We start from the raw sequence: 17,077 nt of genomic DNA on the forward strand, positions 1-17,077 counted from the left end.
CATCCCGAACCGTTAATTCATCAGAAATAATTTCTGCAGCCACAGCTAACTGCTGCTTCCTCCCTGACAAAGCCAATAAAGGCCGTGCATGCCCAACTGTTAATTTACCTCTAGCCACAAGCTCCAATATTTCCTCCGGCAAACTAAGGATTCTCACCATATTAGCCACAAAAGGTCTACTTTTAGACACTTTTCGAGCTACTTCTTCCTGAGTATAGGCGAACTCAGTAATTAGTCGCTGATAGGCTAAAGCCTCCTCAATTGGGTTTAAATCTTCTCTTTGCAAATTTTCCACCAAAGCAATTTCCATAATTTGCTGATCAGTATATTCCTTTACAACTGCCGGAATCTTTTTCCAACCCAATAATTTACTAGCCCGCCAACGCCGTTCTCCTACCACTAGTTCATATTCATCAGCTATCTTCCTTACAACTATGGGCTGTACTACACCATGTTCCTGCAAAGAAGCAGCCAATTCATTTAATTTTTCCACCGCAAACTCCTGCCGCGGCTGATGTGGATTAGGGCGAATAGCGTCTACCTCTATTTCTACCACACCCTCCTCCTCTAAAACGGACAAAGCGGGAATTAAAGCCGAAAGTCCTTTCCCCAAACCTGTTTTAGCCACGTTCCAACACCTCCTTAGCTAAATCCATATACTGTTCCGCACCTTTTGATTTGGGATCATATAAAATAATAGGCAAACCATAACTAGGTGCCTCACCTAATTTTACATTACGCGAAATCAATGTTGTAAAAACCTTATCTTTAAAAAACCCCCTGACTTCCTCAACAACTTCCATTGACAAATTAGTACGAGCATCAAACATCGTTAAAACCGCACCAAAAATCTCCAAACGGGGATTTAAATAATTTTTTACCAAATTTATAGTATTCATTAATAAGCTCAAGCCCTCTGAAGCATAGTACTCACATTGTACAGGTATCAAAACACTATCTGCTGCCGTCATAGCATTTAAAGTAAGCAAACCTAATGAAGGCGGGCAATCAATAAGAATATAATCATATTCAGCTCTTAAACCCTCCATGGCCTGTTTTAACTTAAACTCCCGCGAGACAACTGAAACAAGTTCAACCTCAGCCCCAGCCAATTCAATAGAAGCAGGCACTACAAACAATGTTTCTAAAGCCGTCGGCTGAATTACCATTTCCAATGGCAAGTCATTAATCAAACAATCATAAATACACCGTCCAGCCTCCAATTTTTCAATACCTAAACCACTTGTTGAATTCCCCTGGGGATCAATATCCACTAAAAGTACCTTTTGCCCAAATGTCGCCAAACAAGCACTTAAATTTATAGCTGTGGTTGTTTTGGCTACACCGCCCTTCTGATTAGCAATCGTAATAATCTTGTACATCCTTTACTTCCTCCCTGTGGCCAAATTGTTCTCTCTTTCCTTTTCCACATGAAACTTTTTCTTCCTGCTTCACAAAAGAAAAAGTTGCTACGTTTCAATTAAAATATAACCAAAATATTTACCATAAAGGCCGTTCACAAGCGAGGTTAATTCTCATAAAAAAACGAAGCAGCAAAAACTGCTTCGCTAAATTTTCTACCCTTTAACATGGACAATCGCGTTCCACATGGAACGCGGCCTTTAGCCACCACAATGAAAAAAACTTAAGGTTTATAAATTCGTACCATAATTTCTACAAAGTCTGTTTTATCCTGTTGAGCCATTTCTACTTTTAGACCAGCTTCTTTAATCGTCTCTAGAGCAGCTTTTAATGTATTTACGTAAATTCTTAAATCAGTTATAGCACGAACGATTCGCCCGCTTTTTTGTTTTAGGGTTTTTTTAATTTCTGCTTCTGTTTCCCGCACATTAAGACTTTGTTCGTAAATCATCGCCAAAATTCGAGCTTGATTCTCTTGATCAGCTAATTTCAACAGAGCCCGGGCATGACGTTCGGTAATAAAAGGGGGTTTAATTTTTTGACGTATTTCGGGAGGTAAATTTAAGAGGCGTAATTTATTGGCAATGGTTGAAGGAGCTTTGCCTACACGATATGCTACCTCAGCTTGAGTTAAATTAAATTCTTGAATAAGTTTTTGATAAGCTTCAGCTTCTTCGAAATAGTTAAGATCTTCACGCTGTAAATTTTCTATTAGTGCTATTTCTGCGGCTTCCTGATTAGAAATAACTTTGACAATAGCCGGAATAGTTTTTCCGCCAATACTCTGTACAGCCCGCAAGCGACGTTCACCAGCAATTAATTCATAATGATTTTGAGAGCGACGCACTATAATCGGCTGTAAGACTCCAAACTCCTGAATAGACTGAGCCAATTCGGCCAAATGGAAAGGATCAAAATAACTGCGGGGTTGATAAGGATTAGGCTTAATTAAATCAATATTTAATTCAAGAACGGGCTCGCTTTTTTGCACATAATCCCACATTTTAGCTAAAGATACACGCACCATAAGATTTCCTCCTTTTCTTATCAGGAGACTTCTACTCAGCAGTGAAAAATTCCTTCCAAAAATTTACTATTATTTTCCGGTACGGCGTCTTTTTTCTAAAAATAATAATAAAACAGAGATATCTGCCGGAGAAACTCCAGAAATGCGGGATGCTTGACCAAGAGAGAGAGGCCTCATTTCACTTAATTTCTGTACAGCCTCATGGGCAAGACCTTTAATTTGAGTATAATTTAAGTCAGCGGGAATTTTTTTAGTTTCCAATTTATCAAATTTAGCTATTTGAGCCAATTGTTTTTTAATGTAACCTGCATATTTTATTTGCAAATCAACCTGTTCCCGAATTTCCCTATCTAAACTAGCAGCCAAACCTTCTTGAACTAAAAGCTGATAATTTATTTCTGGTCTTTTTAATAATTCATAAAGGGAAATGCTTTTACTTAAAGGTGCTGAAGCTTGTTTTTTTAAAAACTCCTCAATCTCCTTTATTCCCGGTGTAATAATTTTATTATGTAAATAAGCCATTACCCTAGACAATTGTTCTTTTTTTTCTTGCAGACGAGTATAGCGCTCAGGTGTGACCAAACCAATTTTCCATCCTTTAGGAGTTAAACGCAAATCAGCATTATCTTGACGTAAAAGGAGGCGATATTCAGCACGTGAAGTTAACATTCGATATGGTTCATTGGTACCTTTAGTTACCAAATCATCAATGAGTACACCAATATAAGCTTCAGAACGTTTTAAAATAAAAGGAGGCTGTTTTTTAATTTTCAGGGCGGCATTAATTCCGGCGATTAACCCCTGTGCCCCCGCTTCCTCATAGCCGGAAGTACCATTAATTTGACCAGCAGTAAATAAACCTTTAATTTTTTTAGTTTCTAATGTAGGTTTTAATTGTCTAGGATCAAGATAATCATATTCAATAGCATAACCTAAACGAATAATTTCCGCCTTTTCCAGGCCCTTAATTGTTCGTAAAAATTCTATTTGCACCGTTTCCGGCAAACTAGTCGACATCCCTTGTACATATATTTCCGCAGTTGTTTTACTTTCCGGTTCCAAAAAAAGTTGATGGCGTTTTTTATCAGCAAAACGAACAATTTTATCTTCAATAGAAGGACAATAACGCGGCCCGACACCGGAAATGATGCCACTATAAAAAGAGGATTGTGCTAAATTATCTTTAATAATCTGATGGGTTTTTTCATTTGTATAGGTAAGATAACAAGGTACATTAAGACCCCGGCCTTTTTCAGTTAAAAAAGAAAAGAAATTAAGTTCCTGATCACCATACTGACTTTCTAATTTTGTTAAATCTAGGGAACGCCGATCAATCCGCGGGGGGGTATCAGTTTTAAAGCGGCCTAAACGAAAACCCAATTCTTGCAAATTTTTAGCTAAATTAATCGCTGTTCTTTGACCATAAGGTCCACTTAAATAACTATTTTTGCCCAAAAATATTTTAGAACGTAAATAGGTACCAGTACACAGGATAACACAAGGGGCCTTATAAATAGTACCGGTTTCCGTAAGTATTCCCTCTACCTCTTGCCGCTCATTAACCAAAATCTTTTCTACCAAAACTTCTTTTAAAAATAGATTTTTTTGATGATATAAAACAGCAGCCATTTTTCGTTGATATTCATATTTATCTGCTTGAGCCCTCAAAGCATGAACCGCTGGTCCCTTACTTGTATTTAACATTCTAATTTGCAAATAGGTAGCATCAATATTACGACCCATTTCACCACCCAAAGCATCAATTTCCCTGACTAAATTTCCTTTGGCCGGTCCCCCCAAAGAAGGGTTACAAGCCATAAGAGCAATATTATCCATATTAAGAGTAAACATCACCGTACGACAACCCAAACGAGCTGCTGCCAGTGCTGCTTCACAACCAGCATGACCAGCTCCGATAACTAAACAATCATAATTACCTGCTAGATAGCCCATTAAGCATTCACCCCTTCCCTTTATTTACCTAAACAAAAACGGGCAAAAATTTGATCAATAATTTCCTCAGCAACTTTTTCCCCAGTGATTTCCCCTAAAAAATCCAAACCATCTTTTAAATCTATTAAAATTAAATCAGCAGGCACCCCACTAATCACAGCCTGTAAGGCTTGCTTTAAAGCATACTGAGCCTTAACCAATGCTGTTTTATGGCGTAAATTAGTTAAACACACTGTAGAATCGAATTCTCCACTTTCCTTAAATAAAAAATTTTTTATTTCTGCTTCTAATTCTTTAATTCCAATTTGTTCAGTAGCCGAAATAAGTACACAGCGATAAGTAGAAAATTTTTCTTGAATAACATTCATAATTTTTGCCGCACCTTCACTAACCAAATCTACTTTATTACCTACCAATAGTATTTTTTCTGGAGAAAATTGCTTAAGAATTTCTTCATCAAATGCAGTTAAACCCACCTTTAAATCTAATAAATAAATAATTAAATCTGCTTGCTCCATAATCTCTTGAGCTTTTCGCACACCTAATTTTTCCACCGGATCTGTAGTTTTTCTAATTCCCGCAGTATCAATTAAAATTAAAGGTAGACCACCTAAATTATAATATTCTTCGATTATATCACGTGTTGTGCCAGGGATATCAGTAACAATGGCCCGTTTTGTTTTTAATAATGTATTTAATAAACTAGATTTACCAACATTGGGCTGGCCAATTAAGGCAGCTTTTAAACCTTCACGTAAAATACGTCCCTGTTTAAATGTAGCCAATAAATTCTCTATAATTCGCAAAACATCTTTAATGCTTTGTATTTTTTCCTGCTGATTTAAAAGCTCCAATTCTTCCTCAGGATAATCCAGCTCTACTTCCAAATTAGCTATTAATTCCAAGATAATTTGTCGACCTTGTTTTATTTTTTGAGAGAGGCTCCCCTCTAGTTGATTAACAGCCACATTTGCAGCTAGTTCCGTTTTAGCATTAATCAATTCCAAAATTGCTTCTGCTTGAGATAAATCTAAACGACCATTTAAAAAGGCCCTTTGACTAAACTCCCCAGGTTTAGCTAAACGTGCCCCTGCTCTCAAAACAAGTTCCAATATTTTTTTTAAAATAATGGCACCACCATGACATTGAAGTTCAACCACATTTTCACCAGTAAAGCTATGTGGTGCCCACATAACTAAAGCTATGGCTTCATCAATTAAATTATTAGCCTCATCAAAAATATGACCATAAACAGCCTGATAAGTAGGTAAATCTTTTATTTTTTTACCACTTTTACTTTTAAAAACACGTTCAGCAATTTCGGCGGCTTCTTCACCAGAAATACGTACAATTCCAATACCTGCCGCCCCGTAAGCAGTAGCAATGGCGGCAATAGTTTCCGCGACCATTTAACTCACCTCATTCATAAAAGAAAAGTTAGCGGCAAATTCTCGGCTAACTTTTCTTAATATCTATTATCATGCTCAGCTTAATTTTTTTTAATAATTACACGGCGAAAAGGATCCAAACCTTCACTAACTGTACGTATTCCCTCATCATCCTGCAGAGCTGTATGAATAATCCGTCTTTCTTGAGGATTCATTGGTTCAAATACTACTTTTCGTCCGGTTTGATGCACTCTATCAGCCATACGCTCCGCTAATCTAATTAAAGCCTCTTCTCGCCGCCGCCGATAATTTTCCGCATCTAAAATTATTTTAATTCGTTCCCCTGTATTTCCTAATTGATAATTATATTTATTGACTACTAAATTAGCTAAATATTGTAAAGCATCTAAAGTATCTCCCCGCCGACCTATCAAAACACCCAATTTTTTCCCGACAAAATTAAATTTTACATATTCCGGATCAGTTGTTATCATTTCCATTTTTACATCTAATCCCATTAAACAAACAACCTTTTCTAAAAACTCCTTAAGCTTACTGAGCGGATCTAATAAAGAAGTAACTCTAACCTTGGCTTTTTTCTGTCCCAAGATTCCCAAAAACCCTTTACTAGGTGCTTCTAAAATTTCTATTTCTACTTCCTCCCGAGTTAACTTAAGTTTCTCCAAGGCCATCTCCACAGCCTCTTCCACAGTACCAGCTACAATTTCTATACTATTCATTTACTTTTCCCACTCCTCCGTTACGGAATTCCGGACGTCGATTAACAAAAATCTGTTGAATCATCCCAGTCAGACCATAAAATATCCAATATAAACAAAGACCAGCGGGGAATTTAGTACTCATCCAACCAATAAAAATAGGCATAGCATATAACATTGTTTTTTGAGTTCGCTCGGTTTGTGCATCTTTTTTAACAGCACTCCCGCCCATTGATACCTTTGATTGAAAATAAGTAGCCAAAGCCACGAAAACAGGTAAAATAAAAAAAGGATCCGGATTTTTTAAATGCGGCACCCAAAAAAAAGTAGCCCCCACATCTGTATATTGAAATTTACGTAAAGCCTGAAATAAGGCAATAATAATCGGCATCTGAACTAATAAAGGCAGACATCCCCCCAAAGGACTGACTTGATGTTTTTGATAAATTTTCATCATTTCCATATTTAACTTCTGGGGATTATTTTTATATTTTTTCTGTAACTTAACGATTTCAGGTTGAATTTCCTGCATTTTTTTAGTCGCGGTCAACTGCTTATCATTTAAAGGATACAAAGCAACTCTAATTAAAATAGTTAAAATTAAAATTACTAAAGCATAACTAGGTATACCTATTTTTACAGTTAACATATATAATACTTCAATTAATTTAATTACACCATTTACTAGTGTTTCCCACACATTTATCCTGTTACCTTTCTAATAATTGTAACAGGTTCACCTCCTTTTTGAACTGACTGGATCATAACCACCTACATGCCAAGGATGACATTTAAGAATTCTTTTACCCCCTAAAAAACAACCTTTAAGCACGCCATATGCTTCTATAGCTTCTAATGTATATTGTGAACAAGAAGGATAAAAACGACAAGTGGGTCCTTTTAGGGGTGATAAATATTTTTGATAAATTTTCAAGAAAAAGATAAACATTTTACGCATTTTTACACTACTTTCCAAAAGTAATTAAAGCGGCCTTCCTTAATAAATAAAGCATATTCTTTTTTATTACCGCAAATGAACTATTTTTTAAAGGTGCTCGGGCAATAAAAATTATTTCTACACCAGAAGGCAGTAATTCCAAATATTCCTTTATAGCAGCCCGCAAACGTCTTTTAAGACGATTACGTTCTACAGCTGAACCTAAACGCCGGGATATAGAAAAACCGATACGTGGTTTAAATTCGCCTTTTGTTCTTAAAAAATAAAGTACTAAAAGGGGGCTGGCTAAAGAACGACCTTGTTGATAGATTTTCCTAAATTGAACATTTTTTTGCAAACGATATTCTTTTGGTAACAAAAGATCCTCCCAAATACAATGATAAGGCCACTATAAGCGGCCTTATGCAGATACTTTTTTTCTCCCTTTCGCTCTTCTGCGCTTGATAATCGCTCTTCCACCACGTGTTTTCATTCTATTTAAAAAACCATGTTTCCTTTTATGTTTCCGGTTTTTCGGTTGAAAAGTTCGTTTCAAAACAGTCCCCCCCTTATTTTGATTCCCCTAAAAATTTTTTCACGTGTTCTAAATTATAAAGGAGGGATAGATTGTTGTCAAGAATAGGGTTTAATTAAAAAATTAAATAACCATTTTCCTCCTGTGGATAATTTTTTTCTGTTGATAACTTCCTGAGATTTTGATAACATATTTAGTGCTTAAGAATTTTTCCACCCTACTTATCCACAAATTGTGGATAAGCTTGTGGACAATCTGTGATTAAAGATCAATCTTCCCTGGGAGGTTTTATTTACATGACCAAAAATTTTTTAAACACCACCTGGCAAAAAATTCTTACTCAATTACGGGAACATTTACCTAAACCCAGTTTTGAAACCTGGCTAAAAGCTACCTATTTAACCTCTATAGAAAATAATGTCCTGACTGTAGTAGTTCCCAATCATTTTGCCAAAGACTGGCTAGATGAAAATTATTATCCTTTAATTCAAGAAAAAGCGGAAAGTATTTTAAATCAAAATGTCACTCTTAATTTTGTGCAAGCGGAAAACGAAATATATCAGCAAACTTCAAATGATTTTACAATGGCAAAAAATTCTCCAGACAATTCCAACGATTCCCACAACTTATATTTAAATACTCTTAATCCTAAATATATCTTTGAAACCTTTGTAGTCGGTAATAGCAACCGCTTTGCTCATGCTGCTTCTCTTGCAGTTGCCGAATCTGTCGCTAAAGCTTATAATCCCTTGTTTATTTATGGTGGTGTTGGTTTAGGTAAAACTCATTTAATGCATGCTATTGGTAATTATGTTGCTCAACATCATCAGCACTACCGGGTACTTTATGTCACATCAGAAAAATTTACCAATGAACTGATTAATTCCATTCAAAATAATACGACAATTGATTTTCGTCAAAAATACCGTAATATAGATTTACTATTAATTGACGATATTCAATTTTTAGCCAAAAAAGAACGTACTCAAGAAGAATTTTTCCATACTTTTAATACTTTACACGAAGCCAATAAACAAATTGTAATTTCCAGTGATCGCCCTCCGCGTGAAATACCTACATTAGAAGACCGTTTACGTTCACGTTTTGAATGGGGATTGATTACTGATATTCAGCCACCAGATTTGGAAACTCGAATTGCTATTTTGAGAAAAAAATCCGAAATAGAAAATATAACCATACCTGATGATGTTATTTTCTACATAGCCAACCGTATTCAATCTAATATTCGAGAATTAGAGGGAGCCTTAATTAGAGTAATCGCTTATTCTTCTTTAAGTAATCGTGATATTACTATTGATTTATGTATTGAAGCTCTCAAAAACATTATTGGTGAACAAAAAACTAAAATTATTACTCCAGATTTAATAAAAAATATTGTGGCTGAACATTATCATTTAGATTTAAATGCTTTTAAATCACGACGCAGAACTAGAGATATTGCTTTTCCACGGCAAATTGCCATGTATTTATGTCGTGAACTAACAGATTTATCACTACCAAAAATAGGGGAAGAATTTGGTGGACGTGATCATACCACGGTTATTCATGCACATGAAAGAATTGCCAACGAAATAAAAAAGAATCCTCCTTTTGAAACTACGATTTACAATTTAATTCAAACCATCAAAAAAGGTTAATTGTGTATTATTCTTGGGATAAACTGTGTATAATTATGATATTGCTTTTTTTTACTGCATGATGTGGACAAACTAACACACTTGTCCACATTTTATTAAGTACAAAATAAACGATTAATCCATCACTTTAAACAGTTTTCCACATTTCCACACCCCCTATTATTATTACTACTAAAATTTATTAATAATTATTGAGGAGGTAAAAATAATGAAGTTTATAGCTACAAAAGAAAATCTTCTTTATGGAGTTACAGCTGTACAAAGAGCAGTTAATACCAAAAGTACTTTAGCACTCTTAACTTGTATTAAACTCGAAGCTAAAAACGAACGTCTTTATTTTTCAGCCACTGATTTAGAAATTGGTATTCAATGTAATGTACCTGTAGAAATAATTTCCGAAGGGGTAATTCTGGTTCCCGCTCGCTATTTCACGGAAATAGTTCGTAAATTACCTGATTCTTTAATTACCTTGGAAATGGTTAATGAACAAGAATTATTAATTTCCTATGAACAATCACAACTTAAATTAAAAACCTTTTCCGCTGATGATTTTCCTGAACTTCCAGATTTAGAAGTGGAAAATAAATTAGAAATTAAAACTAGTGAATTAAAAGAAATGATTAAACAAATTGTTTTTGCTTGCAGTACTGATGAAAGAAGACCTTTATTTACTGGTGTTTTATGTGAAGTTGAAGCTCAAGAAATAACTATGATTAGTACTGATACACGCAGGATGGCTTTAAAACGGGGTACCTTAGATAAAGGCACTTCAAAACCATTAAGTTTTATCATACCTTCCAAAATTTTATCAGAACTAGGCCGTCTGCTACATGATGATGCCGAGATTTGCTATCTTAATATATCCGATAATTTGGCTTCCTTTTTGGTTGGTAACTTATTAATAGTCTGCCGTTTATTAGAAGGACAATTTCCCAATTATCGTCAGGTTATCCCCAATGAATATAATTCTAAAATTAAAGCACCTACTGATTTGTTAGCTGCTGCTGTAGAAAGAATTTCACTTTTTTCCTTAGATAGTGAAACTAATACAGTGCAAATTAAAATTAGTGATCAACAGCTAACTATTTTTTCACAATCAGAGTTAGGACAAGGTTATGAACAATTATGCATCGAAAATGAAGGTGATCCGGTAGAAATTAATTTTAACTATCGTTACCTTTTAGATGTTTTTAAAGTATTGGAAGATGACTTTTTAACTATTGAATTTACTGGTTCTTTAAGTCCTGGTATTGTTAGACCTTTAAAAGCCGATGATTTTTTATATTTAATTTTACCAGTACGATCCTAACAAGGAGAGAAAAATTCTTGTATTTAAAAAAAATTACTTTGACAAATTATCGCAACTATGAACATTTAGAAGTAAATTTTCCGCAAAAAATTAATCTTTTACAGGGAGCCAATGCCCAAGGAAAAACTAATCTTTTAGAGGCTATTTATTATTTGGCTTTAGGTAGAGCCTATCGTTCATTTCGAGAGGATCCTTTAATTAAATGGGGACAACAATTTTTTTTAATTAAAGGTGAAGTGGAAAATAGGCATGGTCTGGTTAATTTGGCTGTTTTAGTTGAGCAAACTGAAGCGATTACTCGTAAGGAAATTAAAGTTAACAGCTTGAAAATTGAACGTTTGAGTGATTTCTTTGGAAATTTAACAGCCGTACTTTTTGCACCAGAAAATTTAAATATTGTACAGGGAACACCGGCTCTTAGGCGTAAATTATTAGATGATGATTTATCACAAGTTAGCCCAGGTTATTATTTACTACTGCAAAAACATAGACAGCTACTTAAACAGCGTAATCATTTGTTAAAAAAAATAAAGATAACAGGTAAAGGATATTCTCAAATAGAAGTTTGGGATGAACAATTAAAAACTACAGCTGCTCAAATTATTAATAAAAGGCTGGCTGTTTTGGAAAAATTAAATCCCTTAACTAGATTAATGCAGCGAAAATTAACTGGGGGAAGAGAAAACCTAGAATTAAAATATCTTTTTAATCGTACTCAAGAAATTAAAAAAGGAGTAGATTTAGTTTCCATAATTGAATCTACAGCTCAAGAAGTTAAAGAAAGAGAATATCGACGAGGTATAACACTGTGGGGTCCACAGCGGGATGATTTTTTGTTGACTCTCAATGGTCAAAATTTAAAAATATATGGTTCTCAAGGACAGCAAAGGACTGCTGTCTTGGCTATTAAATTAGCTGAATTAGAATTTTTTAAAAGTGAATCAGGTGAATATCCACTTTTATTATTAGATGATGTGCTTTCTGAACTCGATACCCAGCGCCGTCTTTATCTTTTAAACATAATTCAAGAAAAACCGATACAATGTTTTCTTACTACCACTGTTCAGGGGAGTTCCTTATTTCGGAATACCTCCACATTAGGTAGTTTTTATGTGCAGAATGGAGTTTTAAAGGAAAAAATGATAGAATAGGAAATGCTGGTAAAAGGGAGGGGAAAAATGTTTTTGCATTTGGGAGAAAATAAAGTAGTCTTTAATCAAGATTTAATTGGTTTTTTTAATTACGATTTAGTAAACAAAAGCAGGGATAGCAGTCAATTTCTCGAATTAGTCAGTAATGGGCAAAAACTGGAGAAAATAGGGGAAGAGAAGAATGTAAAAAGTTTTATCATTACTACTGATAAAGTTTTTCTATCACCTATTTCTACAATTACTTTACAAAAAAGAGCTTTACAGCGTATTTGAAGGAGTGGCTAGCTTGGTAAAAAACAATGAAAAATATAGTGCTGCCCAAATACAGATTTTAAAAGATTTAGAGGCAGTAAGATTAAGACCTGGAATGTATATTGGTAGTACGGGTCCGCGCGGTTTACATCATTTGGTTTACGAAATAATTGATAATAGTATTGATGAATCAATGGCTGGTTATTGTGACCACATACAAGTTACTATTCATGCCGATAATTTAGTTTCGGTTATTGACAATGGACGGGGTATTCCGGTAGAAATTCATCCTGAAACTAATCGTCCTGCCGTGGAAGCAGTTTTAACAGTTTTACATGCTGGGGGTAAGTTTGGTGGTGAGGGATATAAGGTTTCAGGTGGACTACATGGGGTTGGTGCTGCGGTAGTTAATGCACTTTCCGCATGGTTGGAAGTAGAAATAAATCGTGAAAACAAAATCTATTATCAACGCTATGAAAGAGGTAAACCAGTTACAGATTTGCAAATTAAAGGGACAAGTAAAAAAAGTGGTACAAAAATCACTTTTTGTCCTGATAAAGAAGTTTTTCCGGAAATTGATTTTAGTTTTAATATTTTAAGTCATCGTTTGCGGGAATTGTCTTTTTTAAATAAAGGTTTAAAAATTGAATTAGTTGATTTACGAACTGGACAAAAAGAAACCTTTTATCATCAAGGCGGTATTGTTGATTTTATTAAATATTTAAATAAAAACAAAGAAGTATTACATGCTAAACCTATTTACTTGGCTGCAGAAAAAGAAGGCACCTATTTTGAAATTGCTTTACAATATAATGATTCTTACAATGAAAATCTTTATTCTTATGCTAATAATATTCATACTACAGAAGGTGGTACTCATGAGGTAGGTTTTAAATCTGCTTTAACACGCTGTATTAATGATTATGCTCGTAAGAAAAATTTACTGCGTGAAAATGATGAAAATCTTTCTGGAGAAGATGTCCGGGAAGGCTTAATGGCTGTTATTTCCGTAAAAGTAAAAGAACCTCAATTTGAAGGTCAAACTAAAACTAAATTAGGTAATAGTGAATTAAGAGGTTTAACTGAAACAGTAGTTAATGAAGGTTTAACATTTTTTTTGGAAGAGAATCCTACTGTTTCAAAAAAAATTGTAGAAAAAAGTATTCAAGCAGCACGAGCCCGGGAAGCTGCTCGTAAAGCTAGAGAATTAACTCGTCAAAAAAATGCTTTAGAGGCAGCTACTTTACCGGGGAAATTATGGGATTGCTCAGTTAATGATCCGCAAATGTCAGAATTATACTTGGTGGAAGGTGATTCTGCAGGTGGTTCGGCAAAAAGTGGAAGAGATCGGCGTTTTCAAGCAATTTTACCTTTACGGGGTAAAATTATTAATGTGGAAAAGGCACGTTTAGATAAAATTTTAGGTAATGCGGAAATTAGAGCTATGACTACAGCCATTGGTGCTGGTATTGGTGAAGAATTTGATATAAGTAAAGCCCGCTATCATAAAATAGTAATTATGACAGATGCTGATGTGGATGGAGCTCATATTCGTACTTTATTACTTACCTTTTTTTATCGTTATATGCGGCCTTTAGTGAAAGCCGGTTATGTTTATATTGCTCAACCACCTTTATATAAAGTAACTGCTGGTAAAAAAGAAATTTATTTATATTCAGATGAAGAATTGGCTGAAACCACTAAAGAGTTAACCCAAGGTAGATATAATGTACAAAGATATAAGGGTTTAGGGGAAATGAATCCAGAACAATTATGGGAAACAACCATGAATCCGGAAAAAAGAACTATTTTACAAGTAAATGTAGAAGATGCCATGTTGGCAGATGAAATTTTCACAATTTTAATGGGAGAAAAAGTCGAACCACGGCGTGAATTTATTCATACACATGCTAAACAGGTTCGTAATTTGGATATTTAAAACGGGGTGTAAAGTTAAATGGAAACATATCAAGCAGGTAAAATTATACCGATTGAATTAGAAGAAGAAATGCAAAAATCCTATATAGATTATGCGATGAGTGTAATCGTGGGACGAGCCTTGCCAGATGTACGTGATGGTTTAAAACCAGTACATCGACGTATTCTTTATGCTATGCATGAATCAGGCATGACAGCTGATAAACCCTTTAAAAAATCCGCTCGGGTCGTGGGGGATGTTTTAGGTCGTTATCATCCACATGGTGATACAGCTGTTTATTATGCCATGGTTCGTTTGGCACAAGAGTTTTCAACACGCTATATGTTAATTGAAGGTCAGGGCAATTTTGGTTCAATTGATGGTGATGCACCTGCGGCCATGCGTTATACTGAAGTACGCATGTCTAAAATTGCCGCCGAACTATTAAAAGATATTGAAAAAAATACTGTTGATTTTATACCTAATTATGATGAATCAATGGAAGAACCAACAGTTTTACCTTCCCGGATTCCCACATTGTTAATTAATGGTTCGGCAGGAATTGCGGTGGGAATGGCTACTAATATTCCGCCTCATAATTTGGGTGAAGTAATTGATGGAGTGATTGCTTTAATTAATAATCCAGAAATCAGCATTAAAGAATTAATGAAAATTATTAAAGGACCTGATTTTCCTACAGGCGGCATTATTGTGGGTAAATCAGGAATAAAAAAAGCATATGAAACTGGACGGGGCTCAATTAGAATTAAAGCTGTTTCTCGTATTGAAAAAATGCAAAATGGTAAAATGCGGATCTTAATTACTGAATTACCTTATCAAGTAAATAAGGCACGTTTAATAGCTAATATAGCTGATTTGGTTAAAGAAAAAAGAATAGATGGTATTACTGCTCTGCGGGATGAATCAGATCGTACTGGCATGAGAATAGTGATTGAATTAAGAAGAGATGTTAATCCCCAAGTAATTTTAAATCAATTATATAAACGGACTCAATTGATGAATAATTTTGGAGTAATTATGTTAGCTTTGGTAGATGGTGTTCCTAAAGTCTTAAATCTAAAAGAAATGCTTTATTATTATTTAGAACATCAAAAAGACGTGGTCGTACGCCGTACTCGTTATGAATTAGAGCGTGCTGAAGCCAGACTGCATATTGTAGAAGGTTTAAAAATTGCTTTAGATCATATTGATGAAGTAATTCGTATTATTCGTCAATCTCCCAGTGTGAATACAGCTAAGGAAAATTTAATGGCTCGTTTTTCCCTCTCTGAGAAACAAGCACAAGCTATAGTAGACATGCGTTTAGGTAAATTATCAGGTTTGGAAAGGGAAAAATTAATAGAAGAATATGAAGAATTAATTAAAAGAATAGCTTATTTGAGAAGTGTTTTGGCTGATGAAAAATTAGTTCTTAAAATTATTAAAGAAGAATTAATAGAAGTTAAGGAAAAATATGCTGATGAGAGACGTTCACAAATTAGCTTAGTGGAAGGTTCCTTGGAAATGGAAGATTTAATTGCTGATGAAGATGTAGTTATTACTATTACTCATGGTGGTTATATTAAAAGACAGTTAATTAACGTTTATCGTAAACAGCGGCGCGGTGGTCGCGGTGTAATGGCCATTACTACAAAAGATGAAGATTTTGTAGAACATCTTTTTATTACTACTACTCACCAAAATTTACTTTTTTTTACAAACAAAGGTAAAGTATACCGTAAAAAAGTTTATGAAATACCGGAATCGGGACGACAAGCAAGGGGTACGGCCATTGTTAATCTTTTATCTATCACTGGTGATGAAAAAATAACTGCCGTAATTCCAGTTCGGGAATTTACAGATGATCAATATCTTTTGACTACAACTCAAAAAGGGATTGTTAAAAAAACTAGTTTGTTAGCTTATGATACTAACCGCAGTGATGGAATTATCGCCCTTACTTTAGATGAAAATGATGAATTAATTGCTGTAAAGTTAACTAGTGGTACTGATGACCTTATTTTAGCTACTCGTCTTGGTAAATCAATCCGTTTTTCTGAAAAAGATATTCGGGTTACTGGGAGAACCTCTCGCGGGGTTAAAGGAATAGATTTGGAAAAAGATGATTATGTTGTAGGTATGGATATTTGTCGTGAAGAGGCTACATTATTAATGGTTACCGAAAAAGGGTTTGGAAAACGAACTCCGCTTAGCGAATTTCGTACTCAGCACCGAGCAGGTAAGGGTGTTATTGGGATTCGCTTAACAGCTAAGTCAGGTTCTTTAGTAGGTGTCAGAATTGTTGATGAAGCAGATGAAATTATGTTAATTACTCAAGAAGGAATTATGATTAGAATTTCCGCCGCCGAAATTTCTGTAATGGGACGTGCTACACAGGGTGTAATCGTTATGCGTATGGATAAAAAAGATAATTTTGTAGCTTTAGCTAGAGTGATAAAAAATGAAGATTAAAAAATTAACTATTGCTATTTCCCTGGAAATAGGATAAGATTCAAGCCAAATTAGGTGAATAGGGGGAAATGCTTTGAAAATTTTGGTAATAAATAGCGGAAGTTCTTCTCTTAAATACAAATTGTTTGACATGGACAGCGAACAGGTTATGACCAAAGGTATAGTTGAAAGAATTGGTATTGCTGGTTCGGCACTGATTCATTATGTTGGTACACGGAAAAAGGTTATTGAAAACAAAATAGTAAATCACGAAGAGGCAATGTCCCTTGTTCTCCAAACTATTACTGATCCAGAAGATGGTGTTTTAACTTCTATAAATGAGATTAAAGCTGTGGG

At 34.7% G+C, this 17,077-nt stretch carries 17 protein-coding genes; 7 read left to right on the plus strand and 10 right to left on the minus strand.

From position 1 onward, the window contains the following. From GX687_04960 to rpmH, 10 genes are all read right to left on the minus strand, one after another. A partial coding sequence (locus GX687_04960) for a ParB/RepB/Spo0J family partition protein (protein HHX96788.1) occupies window positions 1-628 on the minus strand: 628 nt, incomplete at its 3' end. Next, entirely contained in the window at window positions 621-1,382 is a 762-nt protein-coding gene (locus tag GX687_04965; protein HHX96789.1) for a ParA family protein, read from the minus strand. The genes GX687_04960 and GX687_04965, both read right to left, overlap by 8 nt. A gap of 263 nt (window positions 1,383-1,645) precedes the next feature. After that, window positions 1,646-2,425: a nucleoid occlusion protein gene (gene noc / locus GX687_04970; GenBank protein HHX96790.1), complete on the minus strand. Its 780-nt coding sequence runs from the start codon at window positions 2,423-2,425 to the stop codon at window positions 1,646-1,648. Window positions 2,426-2,518: 93 nt separating this feature from the next. After that, the gene (gene mnmG, locus GX687_04975) at window positions 2,519-4,402 is read right to left on the minus strand and encodes a tRNA uridine-5-carboxymethylaminomethyl(34) synthesis enzyme MnmG (protein HHX96791.1); all 1,884 of its coding nucleotides are present in this window, start codon (window positions 4,400-4,402) and stop codon (window positions 2,519-2,521) included. Window positions 4,403-4,422: 20 nt separating this feature from the next. After that, window positions 4,423-5,811, minus strand: a complete 1,389-nt coding sequence (gene mnmE / locus GX687_04980) for a tRNA uridine-5-carboxymethylaminomethyl(34) synthesis GTPase MnmE (GenBank protein HHX96792.1) — start codon at window positions 5,809-5,811, stop codon at window positions 4,423-4,425. A gap of 80 nt (window positions 5,812-5,891) precedes the next feature. Beyond that, window positions 5,892-6,530, minus strand: a complete 639-nt coding sequence (locus GX687_04985; GenBank protein ID HHX96793.1) for a protein jag — start codon at window positions 6,528-6,530, stop codon at window positions 5,892-5,894. Further along, on the minus strand, window positions 6,523-7,158 hold the full coding sequence (locus GX687_04990; GenBank protein ID HHX96794.1) for a membrane protein insertase YidC: 636 nt from the start codon (window positions 7,156-7,158) through the stop codon (window positions 6,523-6,525). The genes GX687_04985 and GX687_04990 overlap by 8 nt, the downstream gene beginning before the upstream one ends. 87 nt (window positions 7,159-7,245) lie before the next feature. After that, window positions 7,246-7,467: a membrane protein insertion efficiency factor YidD gene (yidD, locus tag GX687_04995; GenBank protein ID HHX96795.1), complete on the minus strand. Its 222-nt coding sequence runs from the start codon at window positions 7,465-7,467 to the stop codon at window positions 7,246-7,248. A gap of 7 nt (window positions 7,468-7,474) precedes the next feature. Beyond that, the gene (gene rnpA / locus GX687_05000) at window positions 7,475-7,825 is read right to left on the minus strand and encodes a ribonuclease P protein component (protein HHX96796.1); all 351 of its coding nucleotides are present in this window, start codon (window positions 7,823-7,825) and stop codon (window positions 7,475-7,477) included. A 42-nt stretch (window positions 7,826-7,867) separates the two neighbouring features. Then, window positions 7,868-8,002 carry a 50S ribosomal protein L34 gene (rpmH, locus tag GX687_05005; protein HHX96797.1) on the minus strand — a complete coding sequence of 45 codons (135 nt, stop codon included), beginning with the start codon at window positions 8,000-8,002 and terminating at the stop codon, window positions 7,868-7,870. Between the two features lie 275 nt (window positions 8,003-8,277). Here rpmH and dnaA point away from each other — a divergent pair, with 275 nt between their 5' ends. The 7 genes from dnaA to GX687_05040 form a co-directional block, all read left to right on the plus strand. Then, window positions 8,278-9,639 carry a chromosomal replication initiator protein DnaA gene (dnaA, locus tag GX687_05010; GenBank protein ID HHX96798.1) on the plus strand — a complete coding sequence of 454 codons (1,362 nt, stop codon included), beginning with the start codon at window positions 8,278-8,280 and terminating at the stop codon, window positions 9,637-9,639. A 208-nt stretch (window positions 9,640-9,847) separates the two neighbouring features. Further along, window positions 9,848-10,948: a DNA polymerase III subunit beta gene (gene dnaN / locus GX687_05015; protein ID HHX96799.1), complete on the plus strand. Its 1,101-nt coding sequence runs from the start codon at window positions 9,848-9,850 to the stop codon at window positions 10,946-10,948. Window positions 10,949-10,965: 17 nt separating this feature from the next. Continuing rightward, a complete protein-coding gene (gene recF / locus GX687_05020; protein ID HHX96800.1) occupies window positions 10,966-12,099 on the plus strand; it encodes a DNA replication/repair protein RecF in 1,134 nt (377 codons plus the stop codon). A gap of 27 nt (window positions 12,100-12,126) precedes the next feature. After that, complete coding sequence (locus GX687_05025) at window positions 12,127-12,372, plus strand: DUF370 domain-containing protein (GenBank protein ID HHX96801.1); 246 nt, start codon at window positions 12,127-12,129, stop codon at window positions 12,370-12,372. Then, on the plus strand, window positions 12,308-14,290 hold the full coding sequence (gene gyrB / locus GX687_05030; GenBank protein ID HHX96802.1) for a DNA topoisomerase (ATP-hydrolyzing) subunit B: 1,983 nt from the start codon (window positions 12,308-12,310) through the stop codon (window positions 14,288-14,290). Before GX687_05025 ends, gyrB begins: the two co-directional genes overlap by 65 nt. Before the next feature lie 18 nt (window positions 14,291-14,308). Next, a complete protein-coding gene (gene gyrA, locus GX687_05035) occupies window positions 14,309-16,741 on the plus strand; it encodes a DNA gyrase subunit A (protein ID HHX96803.1) in 2,433 nt (810 codons plus the stop codon). Between the two features lie 73 nt (window positions 16,742-16,814). Next, a partial coding sequence (locus GX687_05040) for an acetate kinase (GenBank protein HHX96804.1) occupies window positions 16,815-17,077 on the plus strand: 263 nt, incomplete at its 3' end.

It is taken from the genome of Clostridia bacterium (genome assembly GCA_012841935.1).
Taxonomy (GTDB): Bacteria; Bacillota; Peptococcia; order DRI-13; family DTU073; genus DUTS01.